Origin of the sequence: Sedimentimonas flavescens (assembly GCF_025154035.1) — a bacterium.
Taxonomy (GTDB): Bacteria; Pseudomonadota; Alphaproteobacteria; order Rhodobacterales; family Rhodobacteraceae; genus Rhodobacter; species Rhodobacter flavescens.
The window spans coordinates 338,284-352,801 of the sequence record NZ_JAOALJ010000002.1 but is presented as its reverse complement, the minus strand read 5'-3'; the positions used below and the strand labels follow the sequence as shown (position 1 = coordinate 352,801).

At 65.2% G+C, this 14,518-nt stretch carries 13 protein-coding genes; 9 read left to right on the top strand and 4 right to left on the bottom strand.

The genetic code is table 11. From position 1 onward, the window contains the following. Positions 1-73: 73 nt before the first annotated feature. Entirely contained in the window at positions 74-949 is an 876-nt protein-coding gene (locus N3C64_RS05060) for a methylated-DNA--[protein]-cysteine S-methyltransferase (RefSeq protein WP_260012505.1), read from the bottom strand. A 113-nt stretch (positions 950-1,062) separates the two neighbouring features. Here N3C64_RS05060 and nth point away from each other — a divergent pair, with 113 nt between their 5' ends. After that, complete coding sequence (nth, locus tag N3C64_RS05055) at positions 1,063-1,707, top strand: endonuclease III (RefSeq protein WP_218628706.1); 645 nt, start codon at positions 1,063-1,065, stop codon at positions 1,705-1,707. Continuing rightward, positions 1,704-2,690, top strand: a complete 987-nt coding sequence (locus N3C64_RS05050) for an adenosine kinase (RefSeq protein WP_260012504.1) — start codon at positions 1,704-1,706, stop codon at positions 2,688-2,690. The genes nth and N3C64_RS05050 overlap by 4 nt, the downstream gene beginning before the upstream one ends. Positions 2,691-2,744: 54 nt before the next feature. Here the strand turns inward: N3C64_RS05050 and N3C64_RS05045 are convergent, their stop codons facing one another. Next, positions 2,745-4,025: an acetylornithine deacetylase/succinyl-diaminopimelate desuccinylase family protein gene (locus tag N3C64_RS05045; protein ID WP_260012503.1), complete on the bottom strand. Its 1,281-nt coding sequence runs from the start codon at positions 4,023-4,025 to the stop codon at positions 2,745-2,747. 148 nt (positions 4,026-4,173) lie between these two features. On the opposite strand from N3C64_RS05045, the gene N3C64_RS05040 reads away from it, so the two are divergent. The 7 genes from N3C64_RS05040 (at position 4,174) to N3C64_RS05010 (ending at position 11,073) form a co-directional block, all read left to right on the top strand. Further along, positions 4,174-5,250, top strand: coding sequence for a coiled-coil domain-containing protein (locus N3C64_RS05040; RefSeq protein ID WP_260012502.1), 1,077 nt, complete (start codon positions 4,174-4,176; stop codon positions 5,248-5,250). Continuing rightward, complete coding sequence (locus N3C64_RS05035; RefSeq protein WP_260012500.1) at positions 5,251-6,372, top strand: hypothetical protein; 1,122 nt, start codon at positions 5,251-5,253, stop codon at positions 6,370-6,372. A gap of 85 nt (positions 6,373-6,457) precedes the next feature. Next, complete coding sequence (locus tag N3C64_RS05030) at positions 6,458-8,392, top strand: AAA family ATPase (protein WP_260012498.1); 1,935 nt, start codon at positions 6,458-6,460, stop codon at positions 8,390-8,392. Further along, positions 8,389-8,694 (top strand): hypothetical protein, encoded by a 306-nt coding sequence (locus N3C64_RS05025; RefSeq protein ID WP_218628700.1) that lies wholly within the window; start codon positions 8,389-8,391, stop codon positions 8,692-8,694. Before N3C64_RS05030 ends, N3C64_RS05025 begins: the two co-directional genes overlap by 4 nt. Before the next feature lie 30 nt (positions 8,695-8,724). Then, complete coding sequence (locus tag N3C64_RS05020) at positions 8,725-10,116, top strand: DUF6638 family protein (RefSeq protein WP_260012496.1); 1,392 nt, start codon at positions 8,725-8,727, stop codon at positions 10,114-10,116. After that, positions 10,113-10,391, top strand: a complete 279-nt coding sequence (locus N3C64_RS05015) for a hypothetical protein (RefSeq protein WP_260012495.1) — start codon at positions 10,113-10,115, stop codon at positions 10,389-10,391. Before N3C64_RS05020 ends, N3C64_RS05015 begins: the two co-directional genes overlap by 4 nt. 7 nt (positions 10,392-10,398) lie before the next feature. Then, the gene (locus N3C64_RS05010; RefSeq protein WP_260012494.1) at positions 10,399-11,073 is read left to right on the top strand and encodes a DUF1523 family protein; all 675 of its coding nucleotides are present in this window, start codon (positions 10,399-10,401) and stop codon (positions 11,071-11,073) included. A 33-nt stretch (positions 11,074-11,106) separates the two neighbouring features. Here the strand turns inward: N3C64_RS05010 and N3C64_RS05005 are convergent, their stop codons facing one another. Further along, positions 11,107-13,446 (bottom strand): aldehyde dehydrogenase family protein, encoded by a 2,340-nt coding sequence (locus N3C64_RS05005; protein ID WP_260012493.1) that lies wholly within the window; start codon positions 13,444-13,446, stop codon positions 11,107-11,109. Positions 13,447-13,453: 7 nt separating this feature from the next. Then, positions 13,454-14,401, bottom strand: coding sequence for a deoxyribose-phosphate aldolase (deoC, locus tag N3C64_RS05000; RefSeq protein ID WP_260012492.1), 948 nt, complete (start codon positions 14,399-14,401; stop codon positions 13,454-13,456). Positions 14,402-14,518 lie beyond the last annotated feature (117 nt).

Sequence of the window (14,518 nt, the reverse complement as noted above, 5' to 3'; positions counted from 1 at the left end):
GCGTCTCCGACTTATTACGCGAAGCGCGAAGGATTGTTTCATAATATCTGCGCGAGCGGCGGTATTCTGCGCATCACAACTGGGCGAGTGCGGGTTCCGCAGCCTCGGCGCGCGCGGCCTCCCAGGCCAGCATGGCGCGCTTGACGGGCAGGCCCCAGTGGTAGCCACCAAGCGCGCCGGATTTGCGCAGGGCCCGGTGGCAGGGGATCAGGAACGAGATCGGATTGCGCCCGACCGCCGTACCCACGGCCCGCACCGCGCGGGGGGCGCCGATCGCCTCGGCGATGTCGGAATAGGTCGTCACCTGCCCCGAGGGGATCGAGAGCAACGCCTCCCAGACCTTGATCTGGAAGGGCGCGCCGATCAGCGTCAGCGGTGCGTCGCCGCGCCCCGAAAGCGCTGCCTCGACCCAGGGCCGGATCGCCTCGGGGTCTTCGCGCAACTCGGCGCCGGGCCAGCGCTGGACCAGATCGGCGAAGGCGCCCTCGAACCCCATCTCGGCGGTGAAGGCCATCCCGCAGAGGCCGCGCTCGGTCGCCATGGCGATGAGTTCGCCGAAGGGCGAGGGGAAGCGGCCCCAGCGGATCGTCAACCCCGCCGCGCCGCGCGCGAACTCGCCCGGTGTCATCGCTTCCCACCGCAGGATCAGGTCATGCAGCCGCCCGGTGCCCGAAAGACCCGCGCCCTCGGCCACCTGATCGAGGGGCAGTCGGCGGGCCAGCATCTCGCGCGCGAGCGATAGGCTGAGATATTGCTGGTAGCGTTTGGGCGACACCCCGACCCAGGCCGAGAAGAGGCGCTGGAAATGCGCCTCGCTCATTCCCAGTCGCGCGGCGAGGGCGGCCAGCGGCAGGGGTTCGCCCGACGCCTGTGCGCAGTCTATGGCCTCAAGCGCGCGGGCGATGACGCGATAGTGGTAGCTTTGCTCTTCGGACTGGGCGTGGGTCATGGGGCCTCCTTGCCCCTATTCTAGGGCGCGCGTGGCCGCCTTGCGACCCGAAAGCTGCGGTTTCGCGCGCTCCACCTCTTGCCCGAGACGGTCGGGGCGGGCATAGCAAGGCCATGGTCAGACAGCTTGAATATAGAGACATGCAAGAGGTGTTCCGCCGGTTTGAGGCGGGCGAGCCCCACCCGAAAGGGGAGCTTGAGCACACCAATGCCTTCACCCTTCTGGTCGCCGTTGCGCTTTCGGCGCAGGCCACCGATGTGGGCGTGAACAAGGCCACCCGCGCGTTGTGGCCCATTGCCGATACGCCCGAAAAGATGCTGGCGCTTGGTGAGGAAGGCCTGACCGAGCATATCAAGACCATTGGCCTCTTTCGGCAGAAGGCCAAGAATGTCATCAAGCTGAGCCGGATCCTGGTCGAGCGGTTCGATGGTCAGGTGCCTTCGTCGCGCGCCGCGCTGGTCAGCCTGCCGGGCGTCGGGCGCAAGACGGCGAATGTGGTGCTGAACATGTGGTGGGGCCATCCGGCGCAGGCGGTGGACACGCATATCTTTCGTGTCGGCAACCGCTCGGGCATATGCCCGGGCAAGGATGTCGATGTGGTTGAGCGCGCCATCGAGGATAACGTGCCCGTCGAATACCAGCGCCACGCGCATCACTGGCTGATCCTACACGGCCGGTATATCTGCGTCGCGCGCAAGCCAAAATGCGGTGCCTGTCACATCCGTGACCTGTGCCAGTTCGAGGAGAAGACCCTGTGAAGAAGTATCAGGTTGTCGGGATCGGCAACGCCATCGTCGATGTGATCGCGCAATGCGACGACAGCTTTCTCGAGATGATGGGGATCGAGAAGGGCATCATGCAGTTGATCGAGCGCGAGCGCGCCGAAACGCTTTATGCCGCGATGAAGGATCGCACGCAGGCGCCCGGCGGCTCGGTCGGGAACACGATCGCGGGGCTGGGGAATCTGGGCCTGAGCGCTGCCTATATCGGCCGTGTGCGTGACGATGCACTGGGTCGGTTCTACGAGGTTGCGCTGAATGGCGAGGGGACGGATTTCCCGAACCGCCCGGTGCCCAAGGCCGATCTGCCCACCTCGCGCTCGATGATCTTCGTGACGCCGGATGGCGAGCGGTCGATGAATACCTATCTGGGGATCTCTGCCGAGGTCTCGACCGAGGATGTGTCGCTGAACGTGGTCGAGAACGCCGAGCTTCTGTTCCTTGAGGGCTATCTGTTCGACAAGGATCACGGCAAGGCAGCGTTCCTGAAGGCCGCGCAGGGGTGTCACCGCGGCGGCGGCAAGGCGGGGATTTCGCTGTCGGACCCGTTCTGTGTGGATCGGCACCGCGCCGATTTCCGTCGCCTTGTGCGCGAGCAGATGGATTACGTGATCGGGAACGAGCACGAATGGGCCTCGCTCTACCAGACCGATCTGGAGAGTGCGCTGGCGCAGGCAGCCTCGGAATGTGGGCTGGTGGTCTGCACGCGCTCGGGCGCCGATGTGCTGATCCTGCGCGGAGATGAGCGGGTCGAGGTGCCGGTGCATCGCATGGTCCCGGTGGATACGACCGGGGCGGGCGATCAGTTCGCGGCCGGGTTCCTGTATGGCTACGCGACAGGGCAGAGCCTTGAGACCGCCGGGCGGATGGGCTGCATCGCGGCGGCCGAGGTGATCAGCCATTTCGGCGCGCGGCCCGAGAGCGACATCAAGGCACTGTTCCGCGATCAGGGGTTGATCTGAGAAGAGGGGGCGCTGCCCCCTCACCCCCGAGGTATTTGGGCCAAGAAGAAAGGGTCAGGGCGCGAGCAGTTCGGCAAGCACCAGCGCCATGACCTTGGCCGAATCCGCCATATCGGTAATGCCGACCCATTCGTCGGGCTGGTGCGCGAGTTCAAGCAAGCCTGGGCCATAGGCGATGCAGTTTTTCAGCCGGCCGATGCGGTCGATATGTTTCTGGTCATAGGTGCCCGGGCTGACGACATAGGCAGCCTCACGGCCCAGCACGGCCTCGATCGCGGCGGCGGTCGAGCGCACGACCGGGGCGTCGCGGTCAGTCATGGTGGGTTGCACTTCGAACAGGTCGCGAATCTCGTAGCTGAAGCCCGGGCGGCGGGCGCGGATGCGCTCCATCATCGCCGTGATCTCGGATTTCACCTCGTCGATCTGTTCTTCGATCAGGAAGCGGCGGTCGATGACGATGCGGCAGCGGTCGGCCACGCAGGGGGCGGGAAGGCCGGTGAAGTCGGGCGCTTGCTCGGGCGCGCCGCCGTGGATCGCGTTGACGTTGAGCGTGGACTGGCGCGCGCCTTCCGGGATCACCGGCATTTCGGTGCGTTTGGAGGCCAGGAGCGGGTAGAGCGTTTCCTCCATTTCCGTCAGAACCGCGCTCATATGCCGGATCGCGCTGTCGCCGAGGAAGGGCATCGAGCCATGAGCGATACGACCGTGCGTTTCGATCTCGGCCCACCAGACCCCGCGATGCCCGAGGCAGATCTGATCCTTGTGCAGCGGTTCGGGGATGATGACGTGCTGGACGCGCTCGGGGGCGAAGTAGCCTTTGGTTGCGAGGTAAGCTACGCCGCCGTAGCCGCCCGATTCCTCGTCGGCGGTGGCCGAGATCTCGATGGCGCCGTGATAGTCGGGGCAGGCGGCGATGAAGGCCTCTGCGGCGATGACCGAGGCGGCGAGGCCCCCCTTCATGTCGCAAGCGCCGCGGCCGTAGATTCGGTCGCCCTCGATCTCGCCGCCAAAGGGATCGCGGGTCCAGCCGTGTCCGAGTTCGACCACGTCGTGATGCGAGTTGAAATGCACGCAATCGCCCGGTGCCGCGCCTTCGCGGCGGGCGACGAGGTTCCAGCGCGGGTAGGTGTCGCTGTCGCCCGGCGCGTCATGGGCGCGGATCAGCTCGACCTGGAAGCCCTGCCGCGCGAGGCGCTCGGCGAGGTAGTCGCAGATCTCGCGGTAATGCCGGCCCGGCGGGTTGAGCGTGGGAATGCGGATCAGGTCTTGCGTCAGCGCGACAAGCTCGTCGCGGCGCGAGTCGATCTCCAGTTTGATCAGGGTGTTCAGGTCCATGGCGCAAGGCTAGCTGCGATGAGGGCGGAGGTGCAACCGAAAGCTGTGGCGGGGCGGAGCGGTTTTCGGTAGCCTTTCGGTGGCGGGGTCTGGAAATTGCGGCGAGGCCTCCCCAGATTTGTGAAAGTGATTAACATCGGAGGGTGCGATGGCCGGTTTCGACGCGCAGATTGAGCAAAGCCAGAAGCAGGTGGCGGAGGCGCAGGCGCGCATTACCGAGATGACCTCGCGGATCGAGGCGGCGAAAGCCAAGGCCGACGCGGGTGAGCAGTTTGCGCTGGATATCGAGAACGCGACGCTGGCGGATGTGCAGGCCCATGCCGATGCGATGAACGCCAATATCGCCGAGCTGATCATGGGGCTCGACGATGTGACAGCCGGTTTCTCGCGCGATTTCGAGGAGTTGCGCACCAAGACCGGCTGGGAGAGCTTTGTCGGCATGTTCGCCCGGCAGAAATCCGAGGCGATGCGGGCAGAGCGTTTGCGGGCGGCCTCGATCGACGCGAAACTGCAGGATCTGATCGCCAAGTCCGACACGATCGTCAAGTTGCTTGAAGGGCAGCTGGCGGTGCTGAACGATCAGAAGGGCAAGGTCGAGACCAATCTGTCGGCAACGCTGGCGGATCGCGAAACCACCGTGGCCGATCTGGAGACCGTGCGCGCCGAGATTCTGGCGATTGACCCGAAAATCATCGAGTTGGAGAACAAGATCTCGGTCGAGCAGGACGCGGCGGCGCGCACCCGGTTGGAGACCGAGCTGGCTGCTTTGAACCAGCGCTACAACGCCATGGTGCAGGACGAGCAGGTCAAACTGGCCAAGTCGCAGACGCTGGAGCGCTATATCGAGAAGGGCAAGACCTGGGTGGACAGCCTGACCAACCAGGCCGCCACGCAGATGGTGCTGATCAACAAGTTGGCCACCGACACGCAGCAGCGCGTGGTGCTGTACGATGCGCTGACCAAGTCGCTCAAGACCGCGCAGCAGCAGGACATCGCGCACCGGATCAATGAGATCGGTGTGCAGACCGATCAGGAGGCGCAGACCGCCATGGCCGGGATTGGCGCCGCGACCAATTCGAAGATGGCCGAGATGCTGGAGGCGCATGAGGGCCATATGGTCTTTGCGCGCAAGGTGCTGGAGCAGAAGGCGAAGGCAGACGAGCGGTTCGCCCGTCGTTTCGCCGAGATTGTCGAAAAACACGACAAGAACCTCTACGGTGGCTAAGTGCCCAAGACCGATCTGACCAACGATCATCACGTCCTGAAGGACGAATTCGCCGCCCGGCGTTACTTTGCCAAGTTCGAGCGTATCACCCGGATCATGTCGGGTGTGGCCCGGCAGATGGAGGGGGAGTTGCCGGGCTCGGATACGGCGATCCTTGCGGGCTATGCCGAGGCGGTGGCGGCGACGTTCCGGGCGCTTTCGCTGAAATACCTGATCGCGGGCCGGATTGTCGGGCCCGCGCGGCGGCACCTGACGATTGACCTGCATGAGAGCGGCTTTCCGATCTTTCAGGAACTGGTCTCGATGGCCAATGACGCAGCGCAGGCTGCCGGGACGCTGGCGGGAATGGCCGGGGTCGAGGATCTGAAGGATCGCATGGTGCGCCGCATCGTGGGAGAGCGCGCGGTGCCGACCGATCTGCAATTCGCCCTGAGCCAGCGGCTTTACTACGAGGCGCTGGCAGCAGGGGGGCAGTTCTGGGCGCAGATGCATCCGGTGGCCGAGTGGCGGGGCGATCTGCCGCGCGGGCGGCGCGCCTACAAGCTGCATTGGGCGGTTTATGACAGCCAGCTTAATGTGCCGGTGGTCTATATTCTTGATGTCGAGGATAGCGGCCGCACCGCCCTGCCCAAGGACATTGGCCGGTGGGAGCAGGTGCGCGCGCATCTGATGGCGCAGTCGGTGGGCGGGTTGAAGCTGATCACCATTGCCAAGGGCTTTGATGCCGATTTCGGCGATCTGCACCCCAAGGGGCTGCGCCGGATGCATCTGGGGCCGATGTATTCCTCGGCCTATACCTTGCAGAGCGGGCCGATCCGGGAGGTGCTGGAAGATGCCCGTGCGCCCGCCGGCGAGGATTGGGCGCTGGCCTGGGCCATCGAGGAGCTGGAGGCCGAGCGGGTCGAGGTCGAGAAGGGCTGGTTCAGTGAGACCGAGCGGCAGGTGTTCCGGCTCGATCCGTTCTCGGGGGCGGGAGAGGATCATGGGGCGACGCGGTTGCGCCGTGCGCTGATCTTGCCGCAGCGGCCGTTCCAGGTGCTGGCCGAGAAAGATCCGCCGGGGTTTCGGAATGTGCGCAAGTTCGTGGTCGGCGCGGGCGACCGGGTGATGGTTTACGGCTGAGGCCGGGGAAAGGGGGCGCTGCCCCCTCGGGCCTGTTGGCCCTCACCCCCGGGATATTTCGGCCACGTTGAAAGGATAGAGTGGGATGAGCGGGATGCGCGATGAGATGGAGCTTCGGGAAGAGGCGATCCGGGCGCATTACGGGGCGGCCTCGGCGCTTCTGGTGGGCCTTGACCATGCGCCGCGCCTGGCGCAGGCGCGGGAGGTGGCGCGGGTTGAGCGCTCACCCGGCGTGACGGGGACGGGGCGGCGGTTTCGTTCGACCACGCCGGGATTGGTGACGCGCGCGACCGTGCGGGCCGAAGGGGTGCGCTTGACCGAGCGGGTGCAGGCGGTGGGCGGCGACGATCTGCCGACGCCCGCGCAGGCGGCGGTCTTGCAGGCGTTGCGCCGAGGGCTGGCGATTGCGCTTGCCATGGGCGAGGCGGTTTCGGACGCGAGTGGCCTTGTCGAGTTGAAGAAAGCCAATCTGGAGGGGCGACTGCCCGAGGCACGCCGCGCGGAATTTACCGAGTTGCTGGGGGCCGAGGCGCTTGCGGTGCTGTCGGTCTTTGCCAATGCCAGCGGGTTTCTGTTGGGGCCGCAGGCCGGGGAGCAATCCGTCGAGATTGGCGAGGTTGAGGAGGTGCTGACCGACAATGCCCCGCTAGCGCTGCATGGCGCGCTGTGGGAACTGGATCAGGACATCGCCCTGCATGCAACCGACGAGGGCGCGTTGATCGCCACAGTTCTTGCCTTTGTCGAGGCGCTGAGCGCTAAGGTTCGACTGCGTGCCGAGAATGCGCCCCGGATCGGTGCCTTCACCGGGGCGGCCTGGCGCGTCGAGGCCGACGATCTGCCGATTGCCGGTTTTACGCCTTCGCGCAAGGCGCGGGGCTCTAGCCTCGTGATGCAGTTCAAGAAGCCCGAGGAGGTCGTCGGCAACCACATCGCCAAGTATCAGGCGATGCGGCTGGCCAAGATGCTGATGGCCTATGATTTCGAGCGCAAGCTCAACCCCTTCGCCGAGCTTGGGGGGTTCATCTTCACCTTCTTGGGGGATGGCAAGCCGGGCACGGGCAAGACCACGCTGATCCAGATGATGGCGGGGTTGCTGAACGACTACTGCAAGGTAGCGGGTTACCCGTTCCGCTACCAGAACTTCGGCATCGACAATATCGACAGCTATCAGGGCAAGTCGGGGCAGAATGCCAAGGCCTTCATCCAGAATGTCATGGACCCGGCGGTGATCGGTTTCGGCACGGTGGACGATATCGACCAGATCGCGGGCAAGCGCGGCGACCGGCAATCGAGCGCGGGTCAACAGGAGGTCACCGCCGTTCTGATGGAGGCCTTTGCCGGCGCCAACACGGTCGTGCGCGGCAATTGCACCTTCGGTATGTTCTCGAACTACCCCGAGAATGTGGACGATGCGCTGCGCCAGCGCGCCGGGGCGCGGTTTCTGGTGGACGGGCCGCAGACACGCGCGGATTACATCGACATCCTCGCGCTGCTTCTGGGCAAGCGGCACGAGATCCCCTTGGGCGATCACGACCTCTTCGCCGCGCAAGAGATCAAGCGGGCCGTTGCCCACAGCTTTGCCAATCACAACACCCCGCAGGAGGCCGGTCTGCGCGCGGTCTTTGCCGAGGTCAACGCGCGGGTGGGGGCGCTTGATACGATCGAGAAACTGGGGGCCTATCTCAAGGCGATCCAAGAGGCCGATCCGCGCTTTACTGGGCGTGCGATCAAGAACATCACCGATGCGGTGAAAGTGCGCGCGATGGATTTCGAGCTGCCCGATGAATGGATGGAGAGCCCCGATCTCTTCCTCTTCAAGAGCTATGACGAGAAGGTGTCGATGATCGGAGCGTTGCGCCGCCCGATTACCGCCGAGATGGTCATTCAGGAAATCAACCGCTATGCCGACAGCGAGTTCCGCTATGCGGACAAGTCGGACGAGGCCGCGATCGAGGCCATGGTGCGCGACATGAAGCGCGCCGAGGAAGCCAAGCGGCGCTATTTGGAGGAACGCGAATGACCCAGTTTCTGGCCTTCGGGCTGATCATCTGCCTCGCAATGGGCTTTTGGCTGTCGAACAATCCCTGGGGCAAAATGCTGGCCATTCTGCCGCTGGGGATGCTGGTTCCGGCCTTTTACGGTGCTGCGGTGGATTGCGGCCTAGGGTTCGTGACCGAATTCTTCGGTGCGGGGCAGTGCCAAAGTGGCAACACGCCGCAGCAGGTGTTCGCGGGCATGTATGTGCTGAGCTTTGTGCCGGTCGTGGTCTTTGCGGTCCTCTCGAAGATCGGTCGGGGTATCTGGGCCGGTCGCGGCGCGTGATCGGGTGCCGAGTAGCTATCGGGAGCGTTGATGAAACGTCTGATCGAAAAGGGGCTGATGTTCGGCAATCTGGTGCGGGTGGACAGCCCGGCGCTGGTCGAGCGGTATAACCGCGGCCTGCGCCAGCTTGCGCGCAAGGAAACCGCCCTGACCGAGTTTCACATCGACCTGTCGGGCTATTCGCCCGAGGTCGGCGAAGAGCTTGGCGATCACCTGTATCTCAACCCGAACGGCTGCAACCGGCAGTTCATCCTGCTCTCGACCGAGCAGAAGTCGGCCCCGTTGCTGAATGCCAAGTTCTCGATGTCGCGCTTCATCCTGCGCCGGTTCATCGAAGAAAACGAGGAGCAACTGTTCAGCCTGACCGCCCGCGATGCGGTGGTGGGCGAGCTTGAGGACACGGTCTATGAGCTTGGCTCGGCTGTGCATCTCTTCGACATTCAGCGCATTACCGTGGTGGCCGACACCACCGGCAATCATGTGGCTGAATCCGAGAAACTCTCGGGGCTGATCACACGGTTTCGGACGGATCCCGAGGGCTGGTATGACGATGCGCTGATCGGGCAGATGATCGGGCTGGCCGAGCGGACCGGCGATGTCACCCGCAACCCGGTCGCGCTGCGCGCCACAAGTTTCGAGACGCCCGATTTCTGGACGGCGCATTTCGGCGGGCTCTACATCTTTCGCTCGGTTCCGCATCCGGCGGCGATTGCCATGGGCGACCGGATCGCGCTTGGGGCGCTGCCCATCGACTATGTCTTCGCGCATGAGCAGCGCAACGAGATCGCGAAGTTCCTGGAAATGAACGCGCTGGTCGAGCCGATCGTTCGGGCGCGCGGGGCGGATGCGGGGGCGATCCTGCGCCAGAAGATGGACTTCATTCTGGTCGAGGCGGCCAGCCGCCTTGGTCTTGATGCCGGCAGCGGCTCGCGCCGCGAGTTGCGCGCGATTGCGCAGAATCTGGGCTCGACCCTGCCCGAGGAGTTTCAGGCGCTGGCCGCCATCTTGCGCTGGCTTGAGGCGGGCGGTCCCTGGCCCCGAATCGACAGCCGCCACCCGGCCTATTTCTACACTCTGCGCGCCGCGCAGGGACCGCTGCGTGATCTGGTCAACATGTTGCTGGCCGAGCTTTGCCCGCTGGACGTGCGGCAGATGTTCATCTGCCACAAGGAGCTGTTCTACCACCTCTATGCGACATGGCCCGAGGCCAAGAAGGCCTATGTGGCGGATTTTCTGGAAAGGGAGTATCAGATCGACAAGGCGGGCGCGCGCCGGGCGCTCTTCGGCGCGGAGCCGGGGATGGAGGATGTCCCTGCTCCCGGCCCCTGGGATGCCGCGCCCGTGCCGCCCAAGGCGCCAAGCCCGCGTGACGCGGTCGATCTGGTCGGACCCTGGGGCGCTGTGTTGCGAGGTCGGCGATGATCGGTTTTCTGAGGCTTGCAATTCTCGGGGCGGTGGGTGCGGCGGTGGCCTATTGGGTGCTGCTGATCTATTCGCGCTCGTTGCGCCGCGAGGCGCTGGAAAAGGAATGGGATGCGAACCCGCCCGAGGGTGCCACGCCCGAAGGCCGCGATCTCTTTATCGAAGAGGGGATGGCCGAATATGAGCGCAGCCTGCGGCGCAAGCTGATCTGGCTGGTGCTGGTGCTGCCCGCGGTGGTCGTGGGCGTGCTGATCTATCTGGTGAATTACGCGTGAGGCCGTGATGAAATACGTCAAATGGACATTCTGGGCGCTTCTGGCGCTGATCGTCGGGGGCTTTCTGCACTACACCTTGCCGCAGCACGATATCGTGCGCGTGGTGAATACCTATCAGGAGCGGCAGGACCTGGGCGACTGGACGCGGATCTTCTGGTCCGATCCGGACGACCAGTCCAGCACGCTGACCAATCGCGATGTGCAGTTCATCTCGACCATTCGCGCCAATGGTAAGCCGATGGTGTATCGTAACGAGGATACCGGCTGGAACTGGCCGCCCTATTTCAAGTTCGACACCGCCAGCCTTCAGACCGAGGCGGACGACCTGAAATCCTCGCCAGAGAGCCCGAAATGGGCTGTGATCACCCATTACGGCTGGCGTAACCAGCTGTTCTCGATCTTCCCGAATGCGGTCGGGATCAAGCCGGTCGCCGGGCCCGATGTGCGGATCATCCCCTGGGTCAATATCTTCCTGCTGGTGGTTCTGCTGATCATCGTGCTGACTGTCCGCGCCATCTGGCGGCAGTTCCGCGAACGTTCGATTGACCCGCTGGTCGAGGATGTGGGCGAGGCCTGGGACGAGGTCGAGGAACGCGCCGATGCCGCGGGCGATCGCGCGCGGGGCGTCTGGGGCCGGTTCATGGATTGGCTCGGAACCTGGTCGGGCAAACCCCGGAAATGAGTTGGGCGGCGCGGGGCAAGCCCCGCGCCGTTTTCATTCGCCGTAGGGCACCCAGATCGTCTTGATCTGACTGGAGCGGTCAAGGAACTCTCGCCCCTGCGCGGCGTTCCAGTCGCGGTTGGGTAGCGTCCAGGTGGCCTTGAGATTGGCCGCGCTTTCCGCCTCGACCATCGCGGCGCCCTCGCTGCCGCCACAATACCACATCGCGGCGACGTCATCGTGCTGTGCCAGTGTCTTTGCCAACTCGTCGCGCGGGCCGGTGACGATGTTTACGACCCCGCCCGGCAGGTCCGAAGTGTCGAAGACCTGGTAAAGATCGGTCGCGGCGAAGGGCATCGAGGCGGCGGGGATCGCCACCACCCGGTTGCCCATCGCGATGGCGGGCAGCACCAGCGAGGCAAAGCCCAAGAGGGGCGCCGCATCCGGGCAGGCGATGCCCATGACGCCCCAGGGTTCGTTCATGGCGACGGTCACATTGCGCGTCTTGGTGGATTTTACCGCGCCGTCGAACTTGTCCGCCCAGGCCGCGTAATAGAAGGCGCGGCGGATCGTGGCCGCGACCTCCTTGGGGCTGTGGCCGGCGTCGTGCAGACGGGCCTCGAATTCGGCCTGACGCGCGGCGAGGTTTTCAGCGATGTAATACAGCACCTGCGCCCGATTATGGCCGGTCACCTTGCCCCAGCCGCTGGCCTTATGGGCGGCCTCGACCGCGTTGCGGATGTCCTTGCGGTTGCCAAGGGGGGCCAGGCCGATCTCGCGGCCCTTGTAGGTGACGGTGTAGGAATAGCCGCTGTCGGGGCGGCTTTGCTTGCCGCCGATGTAAAGCTTGGCCGTGCGGTCGATGCTGCTGGCGGCGGGGGAACCCGTCTGCGGCGCGGCATCGAGCCGCCCCGCAGCCGCCTCGGGCTGCGCCTTCGGGGCCGGGCGGCGCAGGTAGGCGGCCATGCCCTCGCGCCCGCCTTCGCGGCCAAAGCCGCTTTCGCGCATCCCGCCAAAGCCTGCGGCGGCATCGAAGACGTTGGTTGCGTTGATCCACACCACCCCTGCCTTGACCTTGGCGGCGATGTCCATCGCCAGCGTCAGGTTCTCGGACCAGATCGAGGCCGATAGGCCGTAGCGCGTGTTATTGGCCAGTTCGACCGCCTCATCCGGCGTGCGGAAGGTCGAAAGCGTGGCGATCGGGCCGAAGATTTCCTCGACCATTGCCGGGTTAGCGGGGTGAGCGTCCAATAGGATGCCCGGCGCGTAGAAGCTGCCCTTGGGGGGCAGTTGACACTCGGCCTGGATCAGGCGCGCGCCTGCAGCCTCACCCGCGCTGATGAGGTCATGGATGCGGCCCAGTTGCACCGGATGCACGATCGCGCCCATGTCGGTGCATTTATCGAGCGGGTCGCCAACGCGCAGCTTGGCCAGCCGCGCGGTCAGGCGGCGGGTGAAATCCTCAGCCACAGATTCGGCGGCCAGAATGCGCGACCCGGCGCAGCAGACCTGGCCCTGGTTGAACCAGATCGCATCCACCACGCCCTCGACCGCCGCATCCAGATCGGCGTCGGCGAAGACGATGAAGGGCGACTTGCCGCCGAGTTCCAGTGTCAGCGCCTTGCCGCTGCCCGCCGTGGCGCGGCGGATGAGGCGGCCAACCTCGGTCGAGCCGGTGAAGGCGATCTTGTCGACTTCGGCCGCGACCAGGGCCGCACCGGTGCGCCCGTCCCCGGTGACGATGTTGACCACGCCCTTGGGCAGGCCGACCTCGGCGCAGATTTCGGCGAAGGCCAGCGCGGTCAGGGGGGTATACTCCGCGGGTTTGAGCACCACCGTATTCCCGGCGGCAAGCGCTGGCGCGACCTTCCAGGCCAGCATCAGGAGCGGGAAGTTCCACGGGATGATTTGGCCGCAGACCCCGTGCGGGGTGTGGCCGGGGAACTCGTCCTCGATCAGTTCGGCCCAACCGGCGTGATGGTAGAAGTGGCGGATCGCCAGCGGCACATCCACATCGCGGCTTTCGCGGATCGGCTTGCCGTTGTCGAGGGTTTCGAGCACCGACAGGAAGCGCTCGCGCTTTTGCAGGTGGCGGGCGATGGCGTAAAGCCACTGCGCGCGCTCATGCCCGCTCAGGCCCGCCCATTTCGGCAATGCCTTGCGCGCGGCTTTCACGGCGGCGGTGATGTCATCCTCGGTGCCCTGCGTGATCTGGGCCAAAGGCTCGCCCGTCGCCGGATTGTCGGCGGCGAAGGTCTCGCCCGGCTTGTTGAAGGCACCGTTGATGAAATGGCCAAAGCGCCCGCGCGCGGCCAGCCAGGCGATCACTTCGCCGCTGGCTTCTGGGGCGGGGCCGTAGTCCATGGTCTCGAGGATCTCTTTCACGGTCGGCATCTTTCCCTCAGGCGATCGCGTGGCGGGACGAGGACGCGTAGCGCCCGGTGACATGGTGTTCGAGCTGGCGTTCAATGTCGGCCAGCATGGACGAGGCACCAAGGCGGAAGAGGTCGGGGCGCAGCCAGTCGGTGCCCATCTCCTCTTTCATCAGGATCTGCCAGGCCAACGCGTCCTTAGCGGTCTTCATGCCGCCTGCGGGCTTGAAGCCGATCCGGTAGCCCGTGCGCGCGCCATAGTCGCGCAGCGCGCGCACCATGGTCAGGCTGACGGGCAGGGTGGCGTTGACGCCTTCCTTGCCGGTCGAGGTCTTGATGAAATCCGCCCCCGCCTGCATCGCCACCATCGAGGCCTTGTAGACATTGCGCAGCGTCTTCAGATCGCCCGTTGCAAGGATCGCCTTCATATGCGCGGCCCCGCAGGCCTCGCGCATGGCGGCGATTTCGTCATAGAGCGCCTGCCAGTCGGCGCGTAGCACATGGGCGCGGGTGATGACGATGTCGATCTCCTGCGCGCCCTGATCGACGGCATAGCGGATTTCGGCCAGCCGCAGGTCGAGCGGCATTAGCCCGGCCGGAAAGCCAGTAGCGACCGAGGCCACGGGGATCGAAGTGCCCTCCAGCGCGCGTACGGCGGCGGCGACCATGGTCGGATAGACGCAGACCGCGCCGGTCGTAACGCCGTCAAGGCCAAGCCCGGCAAGGATATGATCGGCCAGCGGGTCGCGCGCCTTGGCGCAAAGCCGCGCGACCCGGTCCTCGGTATCGTCGCCCGCCAGCGTCGTCAGGTCCATGCAGTGGATCGCGTTCACGAGCCAGGCGGCCTGATAGTTCTTTTTCAGGCTGCGGCGCGTGGTCAGCTGCGCCGCGCGCGCCTCGGTCGCGGGGGTATTGACGGCGATCCGGTCGAACCAGGACAGGTCGAGCGGCACGCCGGGATTGCGGTCAGTGGACATGATGGATCCTGAGCTGGTCCGGTTACGCGCAGGCTAGCGCCAGATCGGGGTTGCATCAACGGGCGCTGCATGGATGGCGCAAGAAATATGACCATTTGGTCCAAAAACTTGCTGCGC

Excerpts from the sequence above, each read along its gene's own strand:
- N3C64_RS05010 (WP_260012494.1), top strand. The coding sequence starts at position 10,399 with ATGAAATACGTCAAATGGACATTCTGGGCGCTTCTGGCGCTGATCGTC.
- N3C64_RS05030 (WP_260012498.1), top strand. The coding sequence starts at position 6,458 with ATGAGCGGGATGCGCGATGAGATGGAGCTTCGGGAAGAGGCGATCCGG.
- N3C64_RS05025 (WP_218628700.1), top strand. The coding sequence starts at position 8,389 with ATGACCCAGTTTCTGGCCTTCGGGCTGATCATCTGCCTCGCAATGGGC.
- deoC (WP_260012492.1), bottom strand. The coding sequence starts at position 14,401 with ATGTCCACTGACCGCAATCCCGGCGTGCCGCTCGACCTGTCCTGGTTC.
- N3C64_RS05015 (WP_260012495.1), top strand. The coding sequence starts at position 10,113 with ATGATCGGTTTTCTGAGGCTTGCAATTCTCGGGGCGGTGGGTGCGGCG.
- N3C64_RS05045 (WP_260012503.1), bottom strand. The coding sequence starts at position 4,025 with ATGGACCTGAACACCCTGATCAAACTGGAGATCGACTCGCGCCGCGAC.
- nth (WP_218628706.1), top strand. The coding sequence starts at position 1,063 with ATGGTCAGACAGCTTGAATATAGAGACATGCAAGAGGTGTTCCGCCGG.
- N3C64_RS05005 (WP_260012493.1), bottom strand. The coding sequence starts at position 13,446 with ATGCCGACCGTGAAAGAGATCCTCGAGACCATGGACTACGGCCCCGCC.
- N3C64_RS05060 (WP_260012505.1), bottom strand. The coding sequence starts at position 949 with ATGACCCACGCCCAGTCCGAAGAGCAAAGCTACCACTATCGCGTCATC.
- N3C64_RS05040 (WP_260012502.1), top strand. The coding sequence starts at position 4,174 with ATGGCCGGTTTCGACGCGCAGATTGAGCAAAGCCAGAAGCAGGTGGCG.
- N3C64_RS05020 (WP_260012496.1), top strand. The coding sequence starts at position 8,725 with ATGAAACGTCTGATCGAAAAGGGGCTGATGTTCGGCAATCTGGTGCGG.